The organism is Paenibacillus sp. MSJ-34 (genome assembly GCF_018918005.1).
Lineage (GTDB): Bacteria > Bacillota > Bacilli > Paenibacillales > Paenibacillaceae > MSJ-34.
Window position 1 is genome coordinate 1 of record NZ_JAHLPR010000051.1, and the last position, 24,458, is coordinate 24,458.

The following is a 24,458-nucleotide window of genomic DNA, read 5'->3' on the forward strand; positions in this document are numbered from 1 at the left end:
TGATTCAGGGAGAATTATCATAATTCTCCCTCTCGTATATCCGAAACTGGTCAGATTGACCGTCAATAGCAGGACAACTTACACCGTCAATCTCAGGGCATTATGCGTTAGCATTAACATTTACAATTGCCACTATGTAAAAAATTACAAGGAGGAACGTTATTATGAGAAGAATTTGCTTGTCATTGCTTTTAGCGGTGATTCTTGCTCTTATGCCGGCATCAGTTTTTGCAAATGGAAAATCGGACTCAGAAACTCAAGCAAGTCAATACGATAAAGCCAGGTATGTGGCTGCCCACTACGTTGGTATTGTAGAAGCCAACACGGATGATTGGCATGATTCCAAGGTGAACTTTGAATTTCCCCTTTTTGATTTTGACGGTAACGTTACTGCTTACTTATTCTCGGTTACAGTTGGAGGTACAGATAGCGGCTACTTGATCGTTAGTGCGGAAAATGATCCTGTTGTTTTAGAATCAGCAAGAGAAGGGAGCCATCCGTATTTTAAGTTTTCAAACGAAGGTCAACCAATTTACGTTGGCGCAACCATGTATTATATTAAGCAAAATACGTCGGAATATATTGACATTCGACAAGGTAAAATAGTAACGAGCAGCGATTTCAAAAGCAAAGGAACGTTGCAAGGTAAATCTTTCAATGAAAATATGGATCTAAGTAAGCATTCAGATCTAGAATTTTCACCGTTATCTATAGAACCTCAAACAATTATTAGTTATTCGAAAAAAATAATTTCTGGCGTTCCAGATTTTAGCTGGCACCTTGGTTGTAGCCCGACTTCCTTCTCAAACATTGTAAAATATTGGGCCAATAACGGGTATCCTAACTTGGTTCAGCGCGGTACTACGACAAATGAATTAATCGAAGAAATGGCGGATTTTATGAATACTAATCGTGATGGTACGACTGGTTGGGATGATAGAGTGACAGGAATGGTGAATTATTGGAGTGATAAAAACTATAAAGTAAGTGTATCAAGGGTAAGCGCAAGCTTTAGTACACATAAAACAGAAATGAATAATGATAGACCGGATATTATCAATGTTGTAGATGACGCAACATATGGTAATCATGATATGACAGGTGTTGGTTACGAAGAATATCAAGATACAGAGCAAAATCTTAAATGGTTTAGATGGGTGATTGTACATGACACATGGGACAATACTCCTAAAGACGTTTACATTTACTTGCCACAGCTTTCTTGGAATGAAACTGTTAAGGTCGTACCCAAATAAAAAGCGGAGTAGCCGAAAGGCTACTTCCTTTATTTTGATATGGAACCATTTGGTGAAAAGTACCGTCTAAAGGTTAGGGGGGAGAAGGAATGTTTAAAATTAAAATTATGCCTATTTATATGCTATTGTTTGTACTATTCACTTCAATTACTGCCGCTTGTGACAGTGCAAAAAATGATGAGGGAGAGGAGTATATTATGCCTTTAATCGAAGTGATAAAAAGTGATCTGTTACATGTGGATGGGATCGATGTACAGTTTGCTGATGGTAACAAGATGTCAATTACTGATTCCAAAACAATTCAAGATATTATCTTACGGATAAAGAGTATTAGGTTGCGAGAAACAAATAGCAAAGGCGTCGGATACTTGTATTTTTTAGATTTGAAAGAAGGGGACAAAACGTATCGATTCGATAGCAGTTTAACGTTTGACGGGAAGACCTACGAAGCAATTGATGATAGTGTAAAGGAATTGAATGACTTTATTATAAAAATGGGAAAGGATAAAATACCAGGCCTTCTTCCGGGAGTGGAAGACTCACAGGGATAACAGCCAACGAGTAAAAGATATTAATTTACCTGACAATTACTATTATAGGATGTCACTGCTAAGATAGGATATAAGAGATCGTTTGCAAGGGGAACTGTCCGCCTGACTATTCGTGAATTATGTGAACGATAAGAAGTAGAGATAGTGGAGGCAGAAGCTTGTGTAGATCATATACAGATGCTGGTAAGCATCCAACAGGAGTGTTTCGGAATTTATGGTTACTTAAAGGGAAAAAGTTCACAATGATCTTCGATAAGTCACAAATTTTTGAAGTGCCGATATGGAAATCGCTAGTTCTGGTGTAGGGGATACTATTCCATGTAGGCAACATTGTCATTGGATACGGTTGCTTTTTGGCCCATAAGTGCCTAAAAATGCTTCGCTTGTTCTGGTAAGCCCTTTGCTGCCCGCGATAATGTTGCATTTTCATATGCCACTCATACATCTGCCGAATCATCATGATTGGGGGTGTAAGTTGGCATAGCGTAATAGGTATACGTATTCATGTCATTCCTCCAATACTTTGATTTTGGTGATGTTTTCACCACGTAACAACAGTCTACGAACAAATGCTCTTGGAAAACACGGCCATTGCCAAATAAATAAGAAAGACATGCTCCGATAGGCCCACCTGAATGAAAGATTTTTGGTAAAATGGTAGAGAAAATGTTCATTGCTAATGATTATTGTCAAAGGGAGGGGGTCAAACCGTGATCATAGCCACGAAACTTCATATTCCCCGATCACGAAGCGTGCTTGTTGCGCGTTCCCGCCTCACCCGTCGTTTGCATGAAGGGTTGGATCTCACGCTTACCTTGATCACAGCGCCAGCCGGGTATGGCAAAACCACATTGCTCGGCGAGTGGGTGATGACGCTGGAAAATCCCGTTGCCTGGGTCTCGCTTGATCAAGGGGATAACGATCGCATGCGCTTCTGGGTACATACCATTGCGGCGTTAAAACAAGCTTATCCGTCTTTTGACGAACAGGTCGTGCTTCGTCATGCCACGGAAGATCCATCGGGAGTCTCACTGATTGCTGCGCTCGTCAACGGGCTTCATCGTATATCGCAAACGATGGTGCTCGTATGGGATGACTTTCACCATATCGAAGAAGCGTCAATCTTGAAGGGCGTCAATTATCTGCTGGAACGCTTGCCGTCACATGTCCATCTCTATCTTGCAGGCCGAAATGCTCCATCGCTTCCCCTTTCCAGACTACGAGCAGAAAATTGGCTGAACCGGTTGGATGCAAGCCATCTCCGTTTTGCTCCAGACGAAACAACTGAATTTTTTGCGAATTGCGGCGGTATGGAATTATCCATCGAAGACGTGGCTGCCGTACAAAAAAAGACGGAGGGATGGGCAGTGGCGATCGGGTCTATGTTGACGGCGATGAATATAAGCGCCGCAATGGCCGAAGGACAGCAGTCGGGGATAAGAAAAAATGAGGTGATGAGAATGAAACGGTTTTTAATAACGGCTGTCTTATAGCTTGCCGTGTTGCCCATGAACGCATTTGCCTTGACAAAGGATGCGCCTGCAGTAACGATTCAAACGAGTGATGTTGTTTCGAAGTCCGAGGATATTTCGGGCCAGTGTTTGACATGGAGTGGGCATGATTTCTTGCGATGGGGCGATGCTGATAAGGCCTGTATCGCATGGCAAACGAGCCTATCATGCCCGCCTCTCCAAGTAAAGCCTGTTCCAATGATCCAACTGTTAAAAAACCATTTATACAAAAAAATTTACATTCCCGACCTTATTGAGTATGTCGAAAACCCTAAATCGAGATTGGTTCAAGGCTAATCGTATAAAATTGCATTATACGATTAGGTGATCGCTCATTAAGGAAACAGCTTCATGGCGACCTGACACGGCAAGTTTCTTGTAAATATTTTTGCAGTGACGTTTCACCGTTTCCGTAGAGGTGCTTAGCGTTTCGGCGATGTCTCTGTTTGCGAATCCTTGCGACAACAGCTTCAAAACGTTCATTTCCTGTCTCGTGAGCTTGGAAAGCAGATGTTGCGGAAAAGAGTTATCTTCATTTTGAAACACAGAAAAAAGCGTATCGGTGTAATCTTGAAATAAAGGGTCTTGCGCTCTTTTTGACACACTGCAACGTTGCCTTCCCCATAAGGTCAAGAGACGATAAAGTTTTGCTCCCTCATCTGCAAATAAACGAATATAGCCTTCGGAGAAAGCTAGGACCAAGGATTGATCAAGCTTTTTAACCGCAGCGGAAAGATTTTTTTGCCTATCCAAAAGGAGAGCCTGAACGATTCTGATCTCAACTACCGCCGCTTTACGGTTTTTCAGCTCGTATACTTGCGCCAAACGCTCCGCATAACGGTATGCCGTTTCTCCATCATCCAAAGCGACGAGTAAGCGCAGCCATGTAATTTGCTCAAACTCACGGGAAGGATCGATCCATCCATCCGCTTGCAGACGGCAGTTTTCGGCCCATCTTGCGGCATGCTGGGGTTGACCCGCCCGAATGAACAGTCTGGCCTCAAAAGCGTCGATAACCGGCATAAACGAAAGAGCATGTATCCTCAACGCCTGATTGCGAACCTCTTGTACAAGGGCATGGGCCGCTTCTTGCTCACCTCGGGCAAGGCAGATACGGGCTTTTGTGAGCAGGGCCGGTACGAAAATACCGGCATTTTCGCATTTCAAACCGATCGATGCTCCTATGTTGACGTATTTCTCCGCTTGAGCCAAGTCATCTCGTTCGTAGTAACACTCTCCAATAGCCGTATGCAAGTAGCCGTAAAAATGGTCATGTGCCGATTGCCAACCTGCGATCAGGGGAGGATAGATCGCTAACGTTTGTTTCAGTCCCCCGAAAAATCCGAATCTTCCTCTTAGGAGCGATTCTCCGTTATGGTTATAGCCCACGATATACGCAGCGGAAATGTTGCCGACTCCTCCGAGCCTTTTCATGATTTCTTCGTTGTAAACAACCGCTTTCTCTGTCTCGTTCCGGCCCAAGCAAATCAAGCATCGCATAGCCGAGAAATAGCCGAGTATATCTTCGCCGTTAAGTGATTGGAGTTCAGTTTGCCCCGAATTGAGATACGGTTCCGCTCGAACAAGGACGTCCTCCGCTTCGTCAAGTCGATCGAACGTGGCCAGCGTCCAGGCATACAGAACAGCGAGTGCGGGGTTATGTGTTAGCAAGTTCTCGGGAAATTGTTCGAACCAGCGCAACAGCATATGCATTTCATTACGGAGCAATTCCGAAGCTTCTTGCACAATTAGCTCGCAAGCCGTATTGAAATCGGCCGCGGCTACGGCATGTTCGACCGCCTCCACAGTATAGCCGTTGATCCTGAACCATTCACTTGCACGCCGGTGCAGTTCGGGAACGATTTCGGCATACTGACGGGTTAAGCGATTATATAGCAAACGGCCAAACATATGGTGATATCTGTACCATACGCGGTCCCGGTCCAGCGGGATCAGGAACAATCCGGCTTGAACCGCTTCATACAACGACTGGCCGCTTTCCTTCTGGATGATGTGTCGGCATAAAGACTCGTTCATCCGTTCAAGCACAGCCGTCTTGATTAAAAATTGCTGCACGTCAGGCGACTGTCGGGCCAACACTTCTTCCGTCAAATAATCGGCAATATCTCCTTCCACCTCTTCCGGCGGATGCTGTTTGAATAAGTCTATGAAGAGGTCAGTTTCCATCGTGCTTACACCGTACTCCACACCCGAAAGAAGGATCATTTGCAACCCCGCTATCCATCCTTCCGTTCTACGCTCCAGGCAGGCCAGTTCTTCCTTCGTCAAATGTTTCTCAACTGTTAGCTCGAACAGCTCGCGAATTTCGTTAGCTGTAAAACGCAGATCGTTCGCTGTAATGCGGACAAGCTGCCGTCTGGCAAGCATTGCCGACAAAGGTAGCGGAGGTTCGGAACGGCTTGCTATGACCATATGCATATTTCGAGGAAGATACGTGAGTAAAAAAGTCAGCCCCTGATGGATGGACGGCTCGCAAATCGCATGATAGTCGTCAAGAATGATGATGATTTCCTGATTCAGTTCCTGGATCTCGTTCATCAAGAGGGTCATGGCCGTTTCAGCGGAGAAGTCCCTCGTTTCTTGAATGTACTGCAAAACGGAATCACAGAGACCGGGCTGTATCGTACGTAAGGCGGCGATCAGATATTCTATGAAGCGGACCAGATCATTGTCGCGCTCGTCGAGAGAAATCCATCCGTATGAATATGGCTGCTGATGAATCCACTTCGCGATCAGCGTCGATTTGCCGAAGCCCGCCGGTGCGGTCACCAACGTCAGCTTGGTGCCAAGTCCCTGATCGAGAAGACGTCGTAAAGAAGGCCGTTTCACAAGCGTTGACCCGGTGCCGGGGATATGCAATTTGGTTTGCAGAAGATGAGAAAGCGGTCGAGATTCAGATTGTGGGTACATGGTAGAGTCCTTTTTTCATTTTCAAAGTTTTCCATAAATTGATTATAGTAAAACACTGACGGTGCATCAATGGAATATTACTCCCGAAAATACCCCTTGAATTGCCCCCAGGGGGAATAGATATGCACTTATATTAAAAATAAAATAGTTTTATGCGCCATAATCATTACGGCAGCGTTTTCCCTGTTCGGAAGCAGAACTGCGAATAGATGAATCTGGCGCGGTTTGCCGGACTATGGCCATCGTGCCACAGCCTATGTGTCGGCGGGTCGGTCCTCTCTACCGATCCCGTGACGGTAGCCGAAGACAAAGAAGCGACGGTAAGCGTTACCAGGATGAATGGCTGGAATGGGGAAAAGTCGCGACAAGGAACAGGGGGAAACAAAAATGAAACGGAGCAGATTAATGGAGAAGTCACGCAGAAGCAGGTCTGTTGAAGTGCTTCAAAAGATTTTCGTATTCGTTCTGCTGATTTCAGCGTTTTTTTCGGCGCAGCAATCGTCTTTTGCAGATACGAGTTTGAATCCCATAGAGGCGGGAACCAATCCTCAGGCCGTCGCGGTGAATCCGGTGACGAACAAAATCTATGTCGTCAATTTTCGCAGCCACAATGTGACGGTCATTGACGGCGCGAACGGCACAACGAAGACTGTAGGAGTGGGTACCTTTCCTTCGGACATCGCGGTGAATCCGGTAACGAACAAAATCTATGTCACCAATTCTTACAGCAACAACGTGACGGTTATTGACGGCACGAACGACACCACGAAGGTGGTAGATGTTCGTAGTTCTTCTCGAGCCATCGCAGTGAATCCGGTGACGAACAAAATCTATGTCGTCAATTCTAGCAGCAACGCCGTGACGGTCATTGACGGTGCGAACGACACGACGGATTGGTTCACCGGATTTTCCGGTCCTCAGAGCATCGCGGTGAATCCGGTGACGAACAAAATCTATGTCGCCAATCTTAACAGCCACAACGTGATGGTCATTGACGGCGCGAACGACACAAGGAAGACGGTAGGGGTGGGTACCTCTCCTCAGGCCATCGCGGTGAATCCAGTAACGGACAAAATCTATGTCGCCAATAGTGGCAGCAACGACGTGACGGTCATTGACGGCGCGAGCAATACCACGACAACGGTAGAGGCGGGAATCCTTCCTCGAGCCATCGCGGTGAATCCGGTAACGAACAAAATCTATGTCGCCAATAATGGCAGCAACAACGTGACGGTTATTGACGGCACGAGCAACACACCGACAACGGTAGAGGCGGGAACCGCTCCTTCGGCCGTCGTGGTGAATCCGGTGACGAACAAAATCTATGTCGCCAATCTTAACAGCAACAACGTGACGGTCATTGACGGCGCGAGCAACACGACGACAACGGTGGAGGTAGGATCATATCCTTTGGCCATCGCGGTGAATCCGGTGACAAACAAAATCTATGTCGCCAATAATGGCAGCCACAACGTGACGGTCATTGACGGCGCCGGGCGTACAGCCCCGCCGGTGGCGAGTCCGCCGGGCGGGGAAGTGGAGCCGGGTACGTTGGTGACATTGACGACAACGACGGATGGCGCAGTGATCTATTATACGCTGGATGGCAGTACCCCATCAAACAGCAGCACCAAATATACGGAACCGATCAAAGTCACCGCAGCGATGACGATCAAGGCCATTGCCATAAAGGACGGCATGATCGATAGCGAAGCAATAATGGAACAGTATACGGTTCAGCTACCTGCACCGTCTGCGCCGGAAAACGTGACAGGTGTTGCGGGGGACAAACAGGTCACCCTGAACTGGAGCACTGTAGCAAATGCACAAAGCTACAACGTGTATAAATACGAGGGAGCATCAGCGCCAGCGAATGCAAACGACTGGATTCTCATACAACAGGATGTAACTGCGACCACATACACTGTCACCGATTTGGCGAACGGCACGAACTATGCATTCGCGGTGAAAGCTCTTAATCCAAATGGAGCAAGCGACTTTTCAAACGCGGTGATCGCGACACCTGTTGGATCTTCAACTCCTACCGTACCTGGGCAACCTGTCAATGTCCTAGCGGAAGCGGGAGACAGTCAAGCGAAGGTTAGCTTCGAAGCCCCGGGTGATGACGGAGGAAGCAATATCCTGCAGTATACGGTCACGGCCTGGGTGAATGGAATCGCAACCCCGGATACAAAGAGCGGTGATTCAAGCCCGATCATTATGACAGGATTGACGAACGGAATGACGTATACGTTCACGGTAGTGGCGACAAATGGGGTGGGAGACTCGATTCCGTCGGCACAATCGAATCCAGTAACGCCGACAGATCAGCAGCCTGGGTCGGATACCGAAGCCCCGAAATGGCCGATTGGCAGCGGGGTGACCGTGTCGGATATCAAGCAAACGAGCGTAAAACTGTCATGGCCAAGTGCGACGGATAATGTGGGGGTGACCGGCTACCGAATCTATGTCAACGGAACCGAGCACGAAACGGTAGGCGGCGTCAATGGAACCACTGTGACCAGTCTGGCAGCAGATACGACCTATATGTTTAAAGTGATAGCTTATGATGCGGCGGGGAACGAAAGTGCGGCATTGACTACTTCGGCCAAGACATTGCCGGAACCGTCAGAGCCGGACACCGAAGCGCCGCAATGGCCGGATGACAGTGAACTGACGGTTTCGGATGTGACACAGACGAGCGTGAAACTTTCATGGCCGAGCGCAACGGATAATGTGGGGGTGACCGGCTACCGGATCTACGTGGATGAAGTAGAGTATAAAATGGCAGGCGGCAGCGAGAATACAATCACCGTAAATGGTCTGATGGCAGAAACGAATTATATGTTCAAAGTTACGGCTCACGACGAGGCAGGGAATGTAAGCGCAGGACTGACCGCATCGGCCAAGACATTGCCGCGGTCGTCCGACCCGGACACCGAAGCGCCGCAATGGCCGGATGACAGTGAACTGACGGTTTCGGATGTCACTCAAACGAGTGTGAAACTCACATGGCCAAGTGCGACGGATAACGTAGGAGTGACGGGCTACCGAATCTATGTCAACGGAACCGAACATGGAACGGTAGGCGGTAATGTAAATAGAACCATGATCAACGGTTTGACTGCTAATACATCCTACATGTTCAAAGTCACGGCTTATGATGCGGCGGAGAATAAAAGCGAGGCACTGACGGTATCGGCCAAGACGCTGCCGCAGCCAACGGAGCCGGACACCGAAGCGCCGCAATGGCCGGATGACAGTGAACTGACGGTTTCGGATGTCACGCAGACGAGCGTGAAACTTTCATGGCCAAGCGCGACGGATAACGTGGGAGTGGCGGGCTACCGGATCTACGTGGATGATATCGGGCACAAAACGGCAGGCAGCAGCGAAAATACAATCATCGTCACTGGTCTGACAGCAGGGATGAGCTATGCGTTCAAAGTTAAGGTTTACGACGAAGCAGGGAATGAAAGCGCAGGACTGACCGCATCGGCCAAGACATTGCCGCGGCCGTCCGACCCGGATAACGAAGCGCCGCAATGGCCGGATGACAGTAAACTGACGGTTTCGGATGTGATACAAACGAGCGTGAAACTGACTTGGCCGAGCGCGACGGATAACATAGGAGTAACAGGCTACCGGATTTACATCGATAACAAAGAGCATACGACGGTAAGCGGAAACGTATACGTAGCCACTGTTGACAGACTGACGGCCAATACGACGTACGTGTTCAAAGTTACCGCTTATGACGCTGTGGGTAACGAGAGTGCGTCGCTTAGCAAGCAAGCGACCACAGCCCGTTCATCTGGAGGAGGCGGTGGATCAGGCGGTTCGGGTGGCGGCGGAGGCAGCTACGAGTTATCTAACAATGCCGATCTTGCGGACTTGCAAATACGGGCAAAAGACAAAAAGCTGAGGCTTAGCCCATTATTTGCTTCGGGAACGACCGAGTATACGGCCCGTACAGAAGCCGTGCAGATCGAGATTGTAGTAAAAGAGGTGCATTCCGCAGCTAAGGTGATTCTAAACGATAAAGTCATTTCGGGCAGAATCAAAGTCGATCTGAAAGAAGGCGACAATACTTTTGTGTTAACGGTACAGGCGGAGAATGGCACGAAGAAGAAATACACGCTGACCATTTACCGAGAAACACCTAAGCCATACGAACCAGTTATTGAATTTACCGACATTGCCGGACACTGGGCAGAAAATCACATTAAGCATGCCGCGGCCAAAGGAATCGTCAGAGGTTATCCTGACGGAACGTTCCAACCGAACCATCCCATTACTCGAGCGGAATTTGCTGTGATGTTGACAGGTGCCTTGCGGTTGGAAGAGAAGGGCGTTGCTCTTACATTTAATGATAACGATCAAATCGTGGCATGGGCGAAGCAAGCGGTTGCCCAAGCGGTACAGGCGGGAATTATCGACGGATATGAAGACGGCAGCTTCCGTCCGAATGCGTCGGTTACCCGCGCAGAAATGGCGGTCATGCTCGCACGAGCGATCAAACTGCCGCTCGGGGCCAGTACCACAACAGGTTTTGTTGATGATCATGCGATTCCTCAGTGGGCGAAAGGCTCTGTAGAAGCGATTCATGGGCTTAGCATCGTCAACGGCCGCGTAGAGAACAAGTTCGCGCCAAATGATACGATGACGAGAGCGGAAGCGGCTACTATTTTGCTCCGGATGGTAGACATTCTAAAATAAATCTTTAAACAACGCGAAGCGTCCTGAAAAAGGGATTCTTCGCGTAATTTTTTTGCAAGGGAAACAATAAAAAATTGATTGCACATTCGATATCCTTGTCAAACTAGATCGAATGATATTCAGGGGTTATATTACCGGTATTGTATAAATGTCAACTTGACATCTATTGTATATGATCAGTGCCCGTGTTCATTGTTTAATTTCATCTTTTAATTATAATTATTCTAAAGAGAAAAAACAAAGGGGGAGAACCAATAGATTATGAGTATCAAAATGAAAAGTTTCATTTCCAGATTGTCGAGAAACCCTGTTCTTTTTAAAGGATCAGGGTTTCTCTGTTATTCTAAAGTAAACTAAGTAAGAAAAAATGAGGGGGCTACCCCAATGTCATTAAGTTAAGCTCACAGACAAAATCAGTCATAAAAATGGAATCCAAACGGCATAGGAAAAGCCCTGTGTCGTTTGTTTTTTTTATTGCAATCAAGGAAAAAAGCGCACAGCAAACAAAACGGATGGAATACCCGCTTAAAAAATGTTCATATGAAAGAAATTATGCTACTCTGTATACGAAGTTAACAGCTGATTTATTGCGGATTTTGCGCGTATTCTTTTGCCCTTGGCGAATGGGTCGAATCGGCAGGAAATGTCTACAAACGTGAACGGCGACCGTGAAATTGACTTGGTATTGGTGCCGTTTATCCATTTGAGAAATGACTACGTGCGAGGTAATCATTTCGGCGAAATTGTACATGATCATTCTTGCGAAAATCTCCTGGGTGATGGACTCTTGTCTCTTTGCGTGAAAATTCGTCAGACCGACGGTGTATTTTAATGCTCTGAAAGAAGTTTCAATACCCCATCTCATGTTATAAATGGACTTGATTTCATCGGGCGGGAAACCAGCGGCGGAAAGATTCGTAATGACGCTTTCATAATCGCCACTCGGCAGGACGAAACGAACAACCCGAAAGGAAATCGGGTAAAACAAGTTCTCATGCAAGTCCAAAAAATCAAAGGTAGAATTGGAAGGAACGAACTTGTACATCTCGGGATGCGCCTTGACCTCTTTGGTTTGTTTTTTTGTGAGTGTCAGATGAAAGTCAAGATCGAACGCTCCGCTAGAGGGCAAACGCAAACCCGAAAGAATACCATTGGAATCCAAATCCTTTACCCGTATGACGTAATTCCATCCTTTGCGTTCAATATGCGCGAAATTGTTGTAACTTTCGTAACCTCGATCGCTGATCACAATAGTTTTACCTGTGATGGAGGAACGGTCAACCATATCTGCCAGCGCCCTTCCCTCGTTCCACAGCCTTCGAGGTTGAACGATGGCGTCAACGTAAATTCTGTTGCACAAGTCATAGGCTGCGTTCAAATGCAGAAGATTATAGCCTTTCGTGTTCGGTTGACTTTGAAAATAGGTATCCGTATCCGCAGACTCAGTGGCGATATGCAAATCCGAACCGTCAATGGCAAGTAATCGATACCCTCGGTAATCCTTGATATCCGTATACGATTGTGTAAATTCGTGAAATAAGAATTCCACAGCAGACGGCAGGATTTTATTCCTCTGCTGGACGAAAGCAGACGTGGTTGCTGTGTTTACGTCATAGCCCTGCGATTCTAAGAGTTCCTTATAAATGCTGTAGCCGCCCATAGAGATCAGGAGTTGCATCACCGTTTCAAAGGGCAGCTTTTTCTTTCGGGTAAAATCCTTTTCAGGGTTTTTGACATAAGATGCTGGTGCGGCTGACATTTCTCGTATGAGAGATGTCAGCGTTTGTTTTAGCGAATTCGCGTACTCATTCATTGGCGTAACCTCCTCGTTTTTCAAGGGGCTTCGCCACACATTTCCAACTGCTTGTCAAGTCCTTTTTTCACTTTTTTGCGCAAAAAAAGAGCGGGCTATCTTTTCGATAACCTGCTCTTGTGCTCGATTTTGGCACTACGCCTTATTAACTTAATGACATTGGGGGCTACCCCCGTTATTCCAGGCGATCCAATGGCGATTGGTGTACAGCGCATTGCTGAAATTTCGGGAGACGTGGCGGAACTCTCCCATGTAACGGCAAAAGCGGCTAACACGGGTAATGAATCGATTCAAGAAGCGATACGGAAAATGGTGACGGTTAGCAAAACGGTTCATGAATCAGCCGCCCTTGTAAAAGAACTCGGGGAACGATCGAACCCGAGGTTCTTGCGGGAATTATCAGCCAGGCGGAATTGTTGGCCTTAAACGCCGCTATCGAAGCTTCGAGAGCCGGAGAACAAGGAAAAGGATTCGCGGTTGTCGCAGGGGAAGTCAGGAAACTTGCGGAACAATCCAAACAGTCGGCGGACATGATCTCCGATATGATCGAAAAAGTTCAGGATGATATTATCAAAGTAATCCGTTCTATCGAAATTGGTACAAAAGAGGCGAATGAAGGGAACCAAATTATACAATGGGCAGGGGAAGTCTTCCAAGATATTGTTGCGGATTCTGGTAAGATTGCAGTGCAAGCCGAGGAAGTTTCGGCTGCGACGGAACAAATGCCAGCCGGTTCGGAACAAATTAGCGCTTCCATTGTTGAACTGAACAACATTGCCAAAGCTTCATATCAAAGGAGTAAAAATGCGGATTCGCTTTCAAAAGAACAGTTGGCCTCGATAGAAGGGATTTCTGTATCCGTGCAAACATTAAGCCGCATGGCCCAGGAATTGAATAACTCTATTCACAAGTTCAAAGTTGAGCCTTGAAATATTCCTGTAAACGGGCATGCCATGTGATTTACTGGCATGGCACAATCACAAGAAATCATGCCAGCAGGCTCCATGTCAAGCCGACTACAGCCTATTTACGTTGACAATTCTCCTTGTGCCGGCCACAAAGGTGGATGACCGGTTGAGATATAAATTTCTTTTCACCTTCGAATCGGCAATAATTTATTCAACAAACGTGTTGAGGAAAGAGAAATTGAAAATGACGGTGTGAGCTTCGGTACCTTCAAAAAGAGTTTCTTTGAAACTACAAGGGCAAAATCATCGTAAATAAAAAATGTTTTCCCTTATGGATGAAAGAGTCGCGAACTCCTCAACTGTAGGGGAACTTTTCGATATACGGGAAATCTATACTCCAATTGACGATTGTCTTTTCCGCGCCATTTTATTTAGGTTCCACTGGATAATGAGACGATGACGAACGGATTTCTCGTGGTGTTTGTGATTCATCACGAAGCAATAAAAAGATGCTTTTCAATGATATTACTTTATAGTAATATTATTCTGTAGTAACGTTACTCTGTAGTAATGGTGACTTATCCAGGAAAGGAAGGATTGGATGGCTAAACCAAGTAGGGAGAAAGGAAAAGCCAGCAAAACTCGGTTGCTTACAATAGCTGCTTCTGAATTTGCTAAAAGAGGCTATAATGCCAAAATCAGCGATATTGTGGCCGCTGCGGGGTTAACCCAACCTGCATTTTATATTTATTACCCTAGTAAAGAAGCGATATTTGAAGAATTGGTCCAAGCTTTTCATAACCGGGTGAGGACGTTAATTGAAAACAGCTTACTAGATTCCGCAACGGAAAAGCAGAATGTTTACGAACACATCAAAACAAAGTTGGAAATGTTTTTTGAGTTTTTGTCGGCAGAACCCGATTTAACAAGAATTGGACTATTCGTCGATCCGAATAGAGCGCAAGTTCGAGCGGAAATGGTTCGCATGGTCCAGGAGAATTTGGTCAAGGAACAGCAGGCAGGTTATTTTCGCAGCAACTTGGATATGGAATTTGTGGCTGAATGTTTAGTAAGTATGATCGAACAGCTAACGGAAACACGTTTATTGCCTGGTTTAAGCAGTGCGGAACGTTTAGCAACCCAAGTCGTCGATCTATTATTAAAAGGAATGATTAAGGAGTGAGTGAACCTCATTTCAATTTTAAATATTTTATGAATAGGTGGGCTGAACTTTGTATGATGAGGCTTATTCGATTCGTTTTTTTTAGTGCGTTACTTTTTTGTGTTCTCCTTTTAGCTGGACTTCATGTCCATGCGGCAGAAAGTGATTTTGAATGGATTGAAAATGCGGATGGCACGGTCACGATTACCTATTATCATGACCCAGTTAAACCTGATAATCATGTGGTAGTTCCAGAGCGGCTAGGCGGTAAAACTGTAACCGCTATTGGGGATAGAGCTTTTCGTTACGCTTATATTGTTGGAGTAACGCTTCCAGACACGGTCACGAGTATTGGAACTGAAGCATTTGAACTGTGTCGTGTTCTTAAAAATGTAAAATTGCCAAGCGGATTAGTTTCAATTGGCAATCATGCTTTTAATTACAATCAGATTAGCCATATTACTCTGCCTGACAGCCTGGAACATATTGGTTTTTCGGCATTCAGCTATAATAAACTGACAAGTGTGTCATTTCCAAGCGGAATTAAGACCATGGATCAGTTTGCCTTCTGGCATAACGAAATTACTTCGGTGTCCTTTCCGGAAAGTATGACTAAAATCCCTAATCATACTTTTGTTGACAATAAATTGACTTCGATAACGATTCCGAAACATATAACCGAAATAGGGTCTCACGCATTTTCAGCGAATCCGCTAACAGAGGTAACGATTCTTTCAGCTGCAACCCAGTTGAGGCGAGATTCTATTTTAGAAGTTGGATCCCAATTAACGGTTTATGGGCACAGCGAGTCGCCGGCGCAAAAATTTGCTTTAACCAATGGTTATCTTTTTGAGCCGTTAAAGATGAAGGTAGCTTATGACGGAAATGGCCACACGGGCGGAGACGTTCCTGTTGACGACAAATCGTATGTAAGATGGGACGAGGCAACGGTGTTAGGTAATACAGGATTGCTGGAACGACCGGGTTATCGTTTTGATGGATGGAATACGGCTCCTGATGGCAGCGGCGCAGATTATGCCGTAAATAGTAGAGTCAGAATCGAAGAAGAAGATGTTATCTTATATGCCAAATGGGAGCAAGCTTGTCATACTGTCACTTTTGACACGAAAGAAGGCAGTGTAATACCGTCACAAGTGCTTGCTCACAATACGCTAGCAAGTGAACCAAACGCGCCAACCAAGCCAGGTTATGCATTTGAGGGATGGTATTTGGACGAAGACTTCATGACCAAGTGGAACTTTGCGGTGGATAGAGTGACATCGGATATCACATTACATGCGAAGTGGGACGCATTGCCGACAGTTGTTTTGTCTACTACAGCAAGTGGAACGGTTAACGCTGCTTTTTCTATTACGATCACTTTTAGTGAACCCGTAATCGGTTTCTCAGAGAACGGTATTGAAGTTACGAACGGCATGGTTTCCAATCTTGTAAAAGTTAATGAGGCCACCTATATGGCCACTATCGTACCTTTTACAAGCGGCCAGGAGGTGACCGCGCGTATTGTAGCGAATGCGGCAATTGATGCAGCAGGAAACGGAAACGTAACTTCCTCTGTATTAAGCGTTATGTACGACACAACTAAGCCCGTCGTAATCTTCGACTTTATGGATCATCAGATCTTCTCTGCGCCTCCAACCACTGTTCATATGTCAGTGAGTGAAGCTGTGTATTGGGTAACGGATGGATCCCCTTTGACGTCTTCCAATGCGCTTGCACTCCTGAGCATGGAAAAAGACGGTGTGATTTTTTCAGACTATGCAGCCAGCTATGATGAAGCCAGTTTTACATATACATTCAAGTTTCACAGTACGTTAACTGATGGCGAATATAAGATTAATGTGGCTGGAAACAAGGTAATGAACGCAAGAAATAACACGCTTGATGCAACAAGTACGAGTTTTATTGTTGCCGTACCTATTGTTTCAGTACCCAGCGCACCCCTAAATGTAACTGCGGAGGCGGGAGACGGTCAAGCGAAGGTCAGCTTCCATGGGCCAGAGAATGATGGAGGCAGCCCTATCCTAAGTTACAGCGTCACTGCCTGGGTGAACGGAACAGCAACGCCAATCACACAGAGCGGCGACTCAAGCCCGATTATCGTCACTGGCTTGACGAACGGTACGACATATACGTTTACGATAGTGGCGACAAATGCGAAAGGAAACTCGGTTCCGTCGGTGCCATCAAACCCAGTAACACCAAAAACAGAGCAGCACGACCCGGACACCGAAGCTCCGAGATGGCCAGATGGTAGCGAACTGACCGTGTCGGATATTACACAGACGAGCTTGAAACTCACATGGCCAAGTGCAACAGATTACGTAGGAGTAGCGGGCTACCGAATCTATGTCAACGGAACCGAGCATGGTACGGTAGGCGGTAATGTAAATGGAACCATGATCAATGGTTTGACTGCTAATTCATCCTACACGTTCAAAGTCACGGCTTATGATGCGGCGGGTAATGAGAGTGCGCCGCTCAGCAAGCAAGAAACAACCGCCCGATCATCGAGTGGCGGAGGAGGCGGTTCAGGTGGGGGGTTCGGAGGCGGCCACACGTTATCGGGCAATGCTGATCTTGTTGATCTGCAAGTATGGGTGGGTGGCAAGAAGCTAAAGCTCAGTCCATCATTTGCTTCGGGAACGACAGATTATAAAGCCCGTACAGAAGCTGAGCAAGTCGAGATTGTAGCAAAAGAGGCGCACTCTTCAGCCAAAGTGATACTGAAGGGTAAAGTCATTACTGATGGAACCAAGGTAAATCTGGATGAAGGCGACAATACGTTTGTGTTGACGGTACAGGCGGAGAATGGAATTAAGAAGGAATACACGCTGCACATTCACCGCAAAACGCCAAAGCCATCCGAACCGGAAGTCCATTTTATCGACATTGCCGGGCACTGGGCAGAGACCAACATCAAACGTGCCGCGGCGAAAGGCATGGTAAGTGGTTACCCGGATGGAACGTTCAAACCGAACCATTTCGTCACCCGGGCAGAGTTTACGGTGATGTTGACTAGTGCCTTGCAGTTGGAGGAAGAAGGCGCAACACTAACGTTCATTGATCAAGATCAAATCGGAATATGGGCGAAGCAATCGGTCGCCAAAGCAGAAAAAACGGGCATTGTTAGCGGATATGGAGATGGTAGCTTCCGACCGAATGCGCAGATCACCCGAGCAGAAATGGCGGTCATGATTGCCCGAGCGCTCAAACTGCAGCTTAAGGCCGAAACCGCAACTGGTTTTGCTGATGACGAAGCGATCCCCCAGTGGGCGAAAGGCGCTGTGGAAGCGATTCGTGGGATTGGCATCGTCGATGGTCGTGGCGGGAATCGCTTCGTGCCGAACGAAAAGGCAACTCGTGCCGAAGCGGCGGTGATATTACTGCGTATGATCGAAAGAGGTAAATAAGCAATCCAACAAGTGCGAGGGCAGTTCATCCAGTTCCACTTAAACACTTGGTTTTGTCAGAAACTTGTAAGTGGGTCTTCTCCCTCTCGGGTCGTAGCCTCATTTTGGTTCGCCGAGAAGAGAAACAACTTGCTAGGCGGTATAAATGGGCGTCGTTCCCTGAGATTAAGACGCATGATGAGTTTCGGCTTGAGGAACTGCCGTCCTTATGCTAACGCCAATTTCAACAGCTTCGGGAGCTCTTATGGCTTGAGCAGAATTACAATGCTCGGGCTCCCGGAGTTGGAAAAACGCACATAGCCATCGGATTAGGCACGGAGGCGTTAAAAAACGGCTACAAAGTGAGCTTTGTGGCTATGGATAATTTAATCCAGCTATTGAAGACAAAAGAGATTTCTCGATTCTCACAGTACAAACTCCGGCGGATTTATACCTCTGATCCTAGTGATTCTGGATGATCTGATGTTTATGGCTATGGACCGTAATGAAGCAAATTTATACTTTCGGTGTGAATAAGCTGTAAATGGCCAAACCTCAATCATACTTACTTCGAATAAAGGACCAGGGGATTTGGGTGAATTACTGAGTGATCAGGCGAACGGCTGCCATCCTGAATCGTATTCTGCATAAGAGTGAGGTCATTTAATTAAGTGGTGATAGCTACCGTTTGAAGCACCAACAGACCATTTATGCAAGTTATAACTGTTCAAAAGTCGTGCGCAACAGCCGATGCCAGCGGTGAAACGACGCGCTGCCCGTGTACTGTTCGTGGAAGTGGATGGGCTATAACACGAAGCTGCAGCGAAGCAAAAAGCGCGGGATGGAGAACGCAATCGCAGTCGTACACGAAGGCTGGGAGAGCGGCAAGCGGGTACAGCTGAAGAACAAACAGCAATACCTGCATAAGAGCGGCGGCGACTTCTGGGAAGGATTCGGGGACTTTCTGGCGGAGCGTTACGAAATTGACGCGAACACGTGGCTTGTGGTGACCGGAGACGGGGCGGCGTGGATCGGGGAATGTACATCCTGCTTTCAACAATGTCTGTATATGCTGGACCGCTTTCATGTGGCGCGTGATTTGAAACGCTTTGTCGGTCATTTGCCGCAGGTGTAGGAGGCCGTGAGACAGTTTTGGCCAAAAAGGATGCAGCCACGCTTATGGCGGTTCTGGAAGGCGTGTCGGAGCAAGAGATAGCGGGAAGAGAACCGGAAGGATTGGAAACCTTATAAAAGCTTTCTAAAGCGGCATGGAAGCATTTGGACGACTACCGAAAATCAATCCAGGCGAAGGGGACCGACACAAGCGGTATGCGCCCGATGGGAAGCGCAGAATCGCAAATGCGTATATTCGCCAAGCGTACGAAGAGTGGCGGGTACAGTTGGAGTGATCAAGGCGTCAGGGCGATGCTGAGGACGATGATGAGGATTCAAGAAGACGGCAGGGTGGTAAGAACGTTTGTAGGACAAGCGAGTAAGCAGGCAACGTCGCAGCAGCCGATAAACATGCGGCAATTGCTCAAGAACGTGACGCAACTGGTCAAGGGTTGTATCGCTGGAATGATTCGCATATTGCAAGGACCGAAGCAAAGCAGCACAACGGGAATGGCTCTTAAAGGGCTTCAATGGCAAGCTTGCAAATTTAGGTAAATATCTCTTTGGAGAACGATCAAGGAAAAGCGCTTACAGGGGCAAAGATTCTTTATAAAGTTCGTTTTGTTCCCTTAATGAATTGCCCACACAGACTTGACACTGACTACTGCCCCCGCTAGCTTGACACTGAAAAAGAATTTTAGTATATTGACTTAACAAGTAAAGTCTATATAATTTTGGGCAATATTGCCTACTTCGACTTTACAATTTCAAAAGTAAGTTTTTATCCACCGAAAAATACACAGAAAATAAAAAAATACTAAATCAAACACGGCATGAACATAGGGGGATCACATGAGGATCTTCACGCAAAAAACAAAATCCTGGAATGACTATATTAATTTTTCACGTTCGACAGATATATCTCAGGTAGGTGACCGAGCCAAAGAAAGACTGGTGTTTCTAGGTATTAATCAAGATACACTAAATCATGTAAGAGAAGCTGCCCATATTCTGTTACCATATAAAGCTAAACTCGTTAATCATTTTTATGAAAATCTTCAATCCATCGATCATTTAAAGAAAATTATCCTTGAACATTCCACAATAGATCGACTGCGACAAACGATGGAGCGGTACTTAGACCAGTTTCTTCATGGAGAAATTAATAATGATTATATTATGTCAAGAATTCTCATTGGTCAAGTCCATAGCCGCATACACTTGACAGCAGAACACTTTATCTCGGCTCATCATTTGTTAACCCAATTAATGACATCAATTTTGATGGAAAAGGTTCATGATAAGCCACATCAAATGATACAGATGGTTCTTGCCGTACAAAAGTTAGCCGCCTATGATCAACAACTTATTGTTGAAGTGTATATGGAAGAAACATTCAAGTCTTTTTTGTTTGGTGTTTCGGATTTACTCAATCACACAACACAATTAGACACAACAAAACAATTGATTGTATCGATGGATAGGCAGATAGAGGAAAGTTATAGTGTAACGGCGGCAACGGAAGAGATGAGCGCATCCATTCATGAAGTTGCCAACCATGCAGTAAGAGTGGCTGAAGGAACCGATCAAGCAGTGCAATCGGCAGATCAAAGTAAAGTAGTGATCAATGATGCATTGGATGATATTAGTAAGATTGGCCATGTCTATCATCAGGTCATCGAACAAGTCAATCAGCTCGACCGCGAAATTGGACAAACCCAAGCAGTTGTCAAGATCATACGAGAAATCGCAGATCAAACCAATTTGCTTGCTTTGAATGCAAGCATCGAAGCGGCTCGTGCCGGTGAACAGGGAAAAGGTTTTTCTGTTGTTGCCTCGGAGGTACGGAAATTAGCTGAACATACAAAAGAAGAAATCGCACGGATTACATCAAATATGGACTCTTTGAGCAAAGTGTCAGCCCAGGTTATTCGACAGATTAAGCAAACAGGTGATCTTGTTGAAAAGACTGTGACCGGGGCGCAATATGCCCGGGAAGTGATTACACAAATCGTGTCGATGATGAAAGATACAAGCAATTCCACTTCGCATATTGCCGCAATGACCGAAGAACAGTCCGCTGTGGTTACAGAAATTACGGAACGCAATTCCATTATCCATGATCATAGTTCATCTACTCAAAAGGTTGCGGAAGAAACTGCAAGAATTATCTATGATTTAAGTATTAAAATGGACGAATATCGAAATTCATTCTTTGGAATTAATGTGAAGCTCAATTCCAATGATTTAGTTCGAGTAGCCAAAACGGATCATCTTCTTTGGAAATGGAAGATTTATAACATGGTATTAGGAATATCAAAAATAGATTCGAATCAAGTAACATCCCATGAGTCTTGCAGATTAGGCAAATGGTATTATGGTGATTTGCCTCTCTTTGTAAAGAATAGCGATGCTTATAAAGAACTAGAGGAGCCTCACAAGGAAGTACACTACTACGCAAAAATAGCAGTAGAACACTATGAGAAAGGAAATCTGCTTGGTGCAGAACAATCATTAGAACTACTTGAACAAGCTTCAGATAAGGTGATTCATCTTTTATCAAAAATAGAAGTCGACCTCTCCAAAAAATGAAGCGGATAATAAGTTGACGATTCCAAATATTTATGTGAGGGAGAATTTCATTACCCCTCAATATTGAATCTTGATTCATTCCCACGAACTGTGGGATTTTTATTTGAGAACAAAAAGGAGCCATTACTGTAATGAAGTAATTTAAACTTTGAATGAAAAAAGCGCCTCTAGTATTCTGGGAAACGTTCCACCCAAAGAACAATTACCCGTACAGGAGGTTCTCCACTATGAAGTATAAGCAATCGAAAAAACAGAATCAACGGATTCAACAAATAACCGCATATTGAGAAAAATCGCATGTTGTCAGAGCTGTCGATTTCCGCGGAATCGAGCTTGGCAAGGACTGCGTGTTCAGCAATGACCATTCTGGTCTGACGAAACTCGTTTCGTGGATGAAGGAGCTTCAGCGGCAATACGCCAAGACAGACTTTATCTTGGGCATCGAGCAAACCGGACACCACTGGTTTCCACTGGCCGAATTTCTGCAACTGATCAAGGGAAACAAAAAATCAACATATGGGGCGAGAATTATGGAACTTTCCGTGTGGATAAAATTGGCGTTCAGCTCACCTTGCAGCGTTGGACAGGCTCGGAATGGATCAATGTCTATTTTGGAGCGAGCGTCGAAGATAGCAATACGGCCTATGCGTATTCTTCGATTCGAGATATATCGGTTTGGTCCGGTTACTACTACCGGACCAAATCCTATCATTGGGCAAAGAAAGGCACTACCGTAGAATCTGGATACCGGTACTCATCCTCATACTTGATACCTGAATAAATACATAATTTCCTTGGGGACGAGCGTGGAAGTGCGGCGCGGAGGGGATTAAACATTAGAGCCGTGCCATTAGACCCTACGTTCAAAAATGAGAACATTTCGTCTGGAAGGAACAAGACGGAAACCATTGGCAAGAAGACAGCGTTCAGCAGGCAACACGCGTCTACCAATCAAAAAGAATCGGTTACACGGTCTAGCACTACCCGTTATACGGACGGCTGTGATAATTCTGATTCTAGTTCCTGTTCTGCGTCTAAACTCGAATCTTACTACATCTGTTCTTAAGCGGGCCATACTAATCACCTCGCTTTTCTTTGAGTTACCATAGGCTGAAGGTGTTTCCTTCGGCTGGCCGAAGCGCGAAATCGATGAAAAGTTCGTGAGCGCCTATCATGCTTGGAAGGAATGGCATTTGACGGCAACAGCAGCCATGAAATCCGTCGGAATGACCAGAACGACCTTTTATCGCCGCGGCTGTAGGAGGATTTAGAATAAAAAGCTGAACGTTTTTAGACTCTGGAATATCAACTGTTCGGTTTTTCAAGTCGCAACAAAGGGGAAGAAAAGCCTATGAAAAATACCGGTATCGTCCGGCAGGTCGATGAACTTGGTCGAATCGTATTGCCTATAGAGTTGAGGCGCTTGATGGGGTTGGAAGAAAAAAGACCCGGTTGAGGTTTTTGTAGACGATGTGGCCCAGCAGATTATCCTACGCAAGTATCGAACGCAGGAGTGCTTATTTTGTAATTCAACGGAGAGGTTGTCCTACTTCCGAGAGTGGTTTATTTGTCCTTCCTGTTTGGGAGAACTGGTTCCCGACCGGCAAATCGGAGATTTGGAAAGCGTCGCGGCATATAAGGAGGAAATAGGGATGCAAGGGAAGCTTCTTCGAATTATCCCCCAAAACAAAAAAAGACAGCACGGAGAGTCGTTAAATAGGTTGGTCGAGGTGATGTGCACCAACCCGAAGGCGTCTCAAAGCGAGTGTGTGCGAACACTCGGCATTACACAAGGTCGTGTAAGCCAATTGCTTCGTGCGATGAAAAGTAAATGAAGAATGGAGGTTATTATGAAGTTTTTCCATATTCAATCAAAAGGTATAGTTTTTGTACCAACATTTTTAGGCATGGAATGTCGGCAATTATTATCTATTTTGTTTTAAAGTAAGTATTGAAAGGGAGTAAACCTATGGATTGGCTAGAAAGAATGAACAATGCGTTAAACTACATTGAAAATAGTCTGGATGAAGAAATAGACTACAAAGAGATTGCAAAAGCAGCTAACTGTTCTGAGTTTCATTTTTCAAGAATGTTCTCTTCAATCTCAGGTGTATCGCTATCAGAATATATTAGACGAAGACGATTAACGCTTGCAGCATTTGAAATTCAAAAGAGCGATATTCGGATCATAGATCTGGCAATCAAATATGGTTATGTTTCTTCTGATACTTTCTCGCGTGCTTTTCAAAAAATGCATGGAGTATCCCCATCCAATGCTCGTAATAGAGGGGTACAGTTAAAAGCCTTTCCTAGGATTTCCTTCCAAATTTCTATTAAAGTCCAGCGGTATGATGTCAAGCCCCTAATTCGTAAGAATTGGAAATTTTCTTGGCGGTAAGCACATGTGCCAGGAAAAATGGGCACATCAAACCAAGCCCAGTGAAAAATCCAGGTAATTACCAGATTATTACTGGGAATCCGTGAAGGAC

The 24,458-nt window shown here is 45.7% G+C and carries 10 protein-coding genes and 5 pseudogenes; 13 read left to right on the forward strand and 2 right to left on the reverse strand.

What is annotated here, in order from left to right:
- The first annotated feature begins 164 nt into the window (after positions 1-164).
- The 4 genes and pseudogenes from KQI79_RS22420 (at position 165) to KQI79_RS22430 (ending at position 3,300) form a co-directional block, all read left to right on the forward strand.
- Positions 165-1,256: a C39 family peptidase gene (locus KQI79_RS22420; RefSeq protein WP_216540545.1), complete on the forward strand. Its 1,092-nt coding sequence runs from the start codon at positions 165-167 to the stop codon at positions 1,254-1,256.
- A gap of 89 nt (positions 1,257-1,345) precedes the next feature.
- Positions 1,346-1,807: a hypothetical protein gene (locus tag KQI79_RS22425; RefSeq protein ID WP_216540546.1), complete on the forward strand. Its 462-nt coding sequence runs from the start codon at positions 1,346-1,348 to the stop codon at positions 1,805-1,807.
- Between the two features lie 108 nt (positions 1,808-1,915).
- Positions 1,916-2,098: pseudogene (locus KQI79_RS28065) on the forward strand (transposase); the annotation flags it as partial.
- Positions 2,099-2,517: 419 nt separating this feature from the next.
- Positions 2,518-3,300, forward strand: a complete 783-nt coding sequence (locus tag KQI79_RS22430) for a MalT transcriptional regulator family protein (RefSeq protein ID WP_253298340.1) — start codon at positions 2,518-2,520, stop codon at positions 3,298-3,300.
- Positions 3,301-3,630: 330 nt separating this feature from the next.
- Here KQI79_RS22430 and KQI79_RS28370 read toward each other — a convergent pair whose 3' ends face one another.
- Positions 3,631-6,168, reverse strand: a complete 2,538-nt coding sequence (locus KQI79_RS28370) for a winged helix-turn-helix domain-containing protein (protein WP_216540547.1) — start codon at positions 6,166-6,168, stop codon at positions 3,631-3,633.
- A gap of 468 nt (positions 6,169-6,636) precedes the next feature.
- Between KQI79_RS28370 and KQI79_RS28070 the strand changes: the two genes are divergently transcribed.
- Positions 6,637-10,968 (forward strand): fibronectin type III domain-containing protein, encoded by a 4,332-nt coding sequence (locus tag KQI79_RS28070; protein WP_216540548.1) that lies wholly within the window; start codon positions 6,637-6,639, stop codon positions 10,966-10,968.
- A 550-nt stretch (positions 10,969-11,518) separates the two neighbouring features.
- Here the strand turns inward: KQI79_RS28070 and KQI79_RS22445 are convergent.
- The gene (locus KQI79_RS22445) at positions 11,519-12,781 is read right to left on the reverse strand and encodes an IS4 family transposase (RefSeq protein ID WP_216540549.1); all 1,263 of its coding nucleotides are present in this window, start codon (positions 12,779-12,781) and stop codon (positions 11,519-11,521) included.
- Between the two features lie 371 nt (positions 12,782-13,152).
- On the opposite strand from KQI79_RS22445, the gene KQI79_RS22450 reads away from it, so the two are divergent.
- From KQI79_RS22450 to KQI79_RS22480, 8 genes and pseudogenes are all read left to right on the forward strand, one after another.
- Positions 13,153-13,710, forward strand: a complete 558-nt coding sequence (locus KQI79_RS22450; protein WP_367398228.1) for a methyl-accepting chemotaxis protein — start codon at positions 13,153-13,155, stop codon at positions 13,708-13,710.
- A gap of 580 nt (positions 13,711-14,290) precedes the next feature.
- The gene (locus KQI79_RS22455) at positions 14,291-14,872 is read left to right on the forward strand and encodes a TetR/AcrR family transcriptional regulator (RefSeq protein ID WP_216540550.1); all 582 of its coding nucleotides are present in this window, start codon (positions 14,291-14,293) and stop codon (positions 14,870-14,872) included.
- A 53-nt stretch (positions 14,873-14,925) separates the two neighbouring features.
- On the forward strand, positions 14,926-18,285 hold the full coding sequence (locus KQI79_RS22460) for a leucine-rich repeat protein (RefSeq protein WP_216540551.1): 3,360 nt from the start codon (positions 14,926-14,928) through the stop codon (positions 18,283-18,285).
- A 53-nt stretch (positions 18,286-18,338) separates the two neighbouring features.
- Positions 18,339-18,931 (forward strand): annotated as a pseudogene (locus KQI79_RS28490) (ATP-binding protein).
- Between the two features lie 68 nt (positions 18,932-18,999).
- Positions 19,000-19,932: pseudogene (locus KQI79_RS22470) on the forward strand (ISLre2 family transposase); the annotation flags it as partial.
- Positions 19,933-20,229: 297 nt separating this feature from the next.
- Positions 20,230-21,969 (forward strand): methyl-accepting chemotaxis protein, encoded by a 1,740-nt coding sequence (locus KQI79_RS22475; RefSeq protein WP_216540552.1) that lies wholly within the window; start codon positions 20,230-20,232, stop codon positions 21,967-21,969.
- Positions 21,970-22,196: 227 nt separating this feature from the next.
- Positions 22,197-22,454: pseudogene (locus tag KQI79_RS28495) on the forward strand (IS110 family transposase); the annotation flags it as partial.
- 1,484 nt (positions 22,455-23,938) lie between these two features.
- Positions 23,939-24,307: pseudogene (locus KQI79_RS22480) on the forward strand (helix-turn-helix transcriptional regulator); the annotation flags it as partial.
- Positions 24,308-24,458 lie beyond the last annotated feature (151 nt).